General features: G+C 74.1%; 5 protein-coding genes and 2 pseudogenes. 4 read left to right on the plus strand and 3 right to left on the minus strand.

Translation table 11 applies throughout. The annotated features are described in order from the left end of the window. Together BZZ08_RS38295 and BZZ08_RS38300 are read left to right on the plus strand one after the other, a co-directional pair. Positions 1 to 298 (plus strand): annotated as a pseudogene (locus BZZ08_RS38295) (oxidoreductase); the annotation flags it as partial. Between the two features lie 72 nt (positions 299 to 370). Then, positions 371 to 700 carry a plasmid stabilization protein gene (locus tag BZZ08_RS38300; protein ID WP_104636721.1) on the plus strand — a complete coding sequence of 110 codons (330 nt, stop codon included), beginning with the start codon at positions 371 to 373 and terminating at the stop codon, positions 698 to 700. 10 nt (positions 701 to 710) lie between these two features. Here the strand turns inward: BZZ08_RS38300 and BZZ08_RS38305 are convergent, their stop codons facing one another. Beyond that, positions 711 to 1,007, minus strand: a complete 297-nt coding sequence (locus BZZ08_RS38305; RefSeq protein ID WP_104636722.1) for a YciI family protein — start codon at positions 1,005 to 1,007, stop codon at positions 711 to 713. A 43-nt stretch (positions 1,008 to 1,050) separates the two neighbouring features. On the opposite strand from BZZ08_RS38305, the gene BZZ08_RS38310 reads away from it, so the two are divergent. Continuing rightward, complete coding sequence (locus tag BZZ08_RS38310; protein WP_104636723.1) at positions 1,051 to 1,752, plus strand: endonuclease V; 702 nt, start codon at positions 1,051 to 1,053, stop codon at positions 1,750 to 1,752. Here the strand turns inward: BZZ08_RS38310 and BZZ08_RS38315 are convergent. Next, complete coding sequence (locus BZZ08_RS38315; RefSeq protein WP_104636724.1) at positions 1,740 to 1,934, minus strand: hypothetical protein; 195 nt, start codon at positions 1,932 to 1,934, stop codon at positions 1,740 to 1,742. The genes BZZ08_RS38310 and BZZ08_RS38315 overlap by 13 nt on opposite strands. 168 nt (positions 1,935 to 2,102) lie before the next feature. Between BZZ08_RS38315 and mmpA the strand changes: the two genes are divergently transcribed. Then, on the plus strand, positions 2,103 to 2,249 hold the full coding sequence (mmpA, locus tag BZZ08_RS38320) for a morphogenic membrane protein MmpA (protein WP_104636725.1): 147 nt from the start codon (positions 2,103 to 2,105) through the stop codon (positions 2,247 to 2,249). 66 nt (positions 2,250 to 2,315) lie between these two features. Here mmpA and BZZ08_RS38325 read toward each other — a convergent pair. After that, a pseudogene (locus BZZ08_RS38325) lies at positions 2,316 to 2,654 on the minus strand (saccharopine dehydrogenase); the annotation flags it as partial.

Consider the following 2,654-nt stretch of genomic DNA (forward strand, 5'->3'; position numbering starts at 1 on the left):
CGGCGACTACCGGCCCGACCAGGCCTCCCCGCGGGCCGCCGCCCGGACCGCCGACACCGGCCGCACCTGGCGCCCCGCCGACCGGCCGCCGCACGCCTACCGCTCCGGCGTCGCCTGGCTCCCGCACAGCCGCACCGCCGCCCTCGCCGTCGGCCCCACCGGCACCGACCTCACCACGGACGGCGGCCACACCTGGCGGACGGTCGACACCGGGTCCTACGACACCGTGGACTGCACCCCGGACCTGGGCTGTTGGGCCGCGGGCGAGCAGGGCCGGGTCGCCCGGCTGGAGCGCTGACGCCGGGCGGGCAGGGGTGTTTGTCCGTAACGTGGGTAACCGTTCGCTGAACGTGAGAGGAAGTGAGCGGACATGCCGAGCGGTTCCAGCTCCAAGCGGGAGCGGCAGTACGAGCACATCAAGAAGAGCGCGAAGGACCGCGGCGAGAGCACCGGCCGCGCCAAGGAGATCGCGGCGCGGACGGTGAACAAGGAGCGCGCGCAGTCCGGCGAGTCGAAGACCGCCAGCCGCACCTCGACGCAGGACATGTCGCCGAGCAAGCGCGGCGGCCGGCGGTCCGGGAACCGGGAGGGACCCCAGGGGCCCACCTACGACCAGCTGTACGAGGAGGCCAAGCGCCGAGACGTCCACGGGCGTTCGAGCATGAACAAGGGCGAGCTGCGCCAGGCACTCGGCAAGTGAGCCGCACTCCTCAGCCGAGCGTCTCCCGGTAGCGCTCCAGCGCGGGCGCCGTCTTCGTGGCGATGAACTCGGTGACGCGGTACTCGCACACGCCGGCCTTGACGAACGGGTCGCCCGCGGCGATCTCCTCGATCCGCGCACGGTCCCCCGCGACGGCCAGGATCACCCCGCCGTCGCGGGGCTCCTTGCGTCCGGACGCCACGAACACGCCCTGCTCGTACAGCCCGTCGAGCCAGACCACATGGTCCGGCAGCACGGCGTCGACGGCTTCGAGCGGGGCGGTGTAGGACAGCTCCAGTACGAACATGATCGCGAGCCTACTCCGCGCTGCGGTTAGGCTTGCGGCCATCATGACGACCGTGACCGCGCAGCTCCCCGCCGACTGGCCCACGACCGAGGAGCGGGCCCGCGCCGTCCAGGACCAACTGCGCGCCCGCGTGGTGCTCGACGAGTCCGGTCCCCCGCCCGGCACCGGCCGGGTCACCGGTGTGGACGTCGCCTACGACGACGAACGCGACGTCGTGGCCGCGGCGGCCGTCGTGCTGGACGCCGGGACCCTCGCCGTCGTCGCCGAGGCCACGGCCCTCGGGCGGATCTCCTTCCCGTACGTGCCCGGTCTGCTGGCGTTCCGGGAGATCCCGACCGTGCTCGCCGCCCTGGAGGCGCTGCCCTGCCCGCCCGGCCTGGTCGTGTGCGACGGGTACGGCCTGGCCCACCCGCGCCGCTTCGGCCTCGCGAGCCATCTGGGCGTGCTCACCGGCCTGCCCACGATCGGCGTGGCCAAGAACCCGTTCACCTTCACCCACGACGCCCCGGACACCCGGCGCGGCAGTACGTCCCCGCTGCTCGCCGGAGCGGAGGAGGTCGGGCGTGCGGTGCGCACCCGCGACGGGGTGAAGCCGGTCTTCGTCTCCGTCGGGCACCGGGTGAGCCTCGGCAACGCCTGCGCCCACACCCTGGCCCTGACGCCCGCCCACCGGCTGCCGGAGACCACCCGCAGGGCCGACGCCCTGTGCCGCGCGGCCCTGCGGGACGCCGCCTACCCGGCCTGATCCGCGATGCTCCAGCGGCCCACCTCCCGGTACGCCGAGTCGTAGACCGCCGAGCCGTCGCCGGGCCGCAGCGCGTAGTGCTTCAGGTTGCCGCCCCAGTACCGCAGGATCCGCTGCAGTTCGCCCGCGGGGTCCTCGGCGAGCGCGCCCTCGTCCATGGTGACTTCGAGAAGGAACTTCATGCCTTCAAGGGTTTCATTGAAGTCCTTTTTGGCACTGTGCCGCGCATGATGCCCGCTCACGTCGAGAGGGGCGCCCTGAAAGTCTCAAATGGGCCGATCCGGGCGCTCAGGGGGATCTGAGTATCCGTACGGATGTGCCGCCGCCCGCGGCCCGGCAGGGTGGACGGCATGACGACACATCGCGCACCCGAGTACTCGGCCCGGCCCGGCCGCCCCGTCGAGCGGGGCGTGGTCGCCGGACTGGTGCTGGCGGTGGGCGCGGGGCTGGCCTGGATCGGCGGGATGATCTACACGATCGCCGGATGGTCCGGTTAGACCGCGCACCGCCGCACCGCCGCACCGCCGCACCGCCGCACCGCCGCACTCCTCCCGAACGGCCCCTCAGCGGGTCGCGGCCACCCGGAAGCCGATGCCCGCCGCCCGCAGCCGCTCGGTCAGCGCGTCGCCCATCGCCACGGCCGTCGTGACCTGCCCGGCCGTCGGCGGCAGGGTGTCGAGGGCGAGGCACAGCGCCGCCTCGGCGAGCATCTTGGCCGTCTCGTCGTACCCGGGGTCGCCGCCCGAGACCTCGGTGAACACCGTCCGGCCGCCGCCCTCGCCCACGAAGCGGACCGAGAACCAGCTCTTCGCCCGCCGCTCGGCGCTCGGTCCGTCGCCCGGCGCGAGCCGCCCGGACAGCCGGCGCCGCGCGGGCGGCACCTGGGCCGCCGCCAGCAGCGC

The sequence above is a fragment of the Streptomyces sp. MH60 genome, from assembly GCF_002939385.1.
In the GTDB taxonomy this organism is placed as follows: Bacteria; Actinomycetota; Actinomycetes; order Streptomycetales; family Streptomycetaceae; genus Streptomyces.

Coding starts and splice junctions, on each gene's coding strand:
- BZZ08_RS38315 (WP_104636724.1), bottom strand. CDS start 1,934: ATGAAGTTCCTTCTCGAAGTCACCATGGACGAGGGCGCGCTCGCCGAG.
- BZZ08_RS38310 (WP_104636723.1), top strand. CDS start 1,051: ATGACGACCGTGACCGCGCAGCTCCCCGCCGACTGGCCCACGACCGAG.
- BZZ08_RS38300 (WP_104636721.1), top strand. CDS start 371: ATGCCGAGCGGTTCCAGCTCCAAGCGGGAGCGGCAGTACGAGCACATC.
- mmpA (WP_104636725.1), top strand. CDS start 2,103: ATGACGACACATCGCGCACCCGAGTACTCGGCCCGGCCCGGCCGCCCC.
- BZZ08_RS38305 (WP_104636722.1), bottom strand. CDS start 1,007: ATGTTCGTACTGGAGCTGTCCTACACCGCCCCGCTCGAAGCCGTCGAC.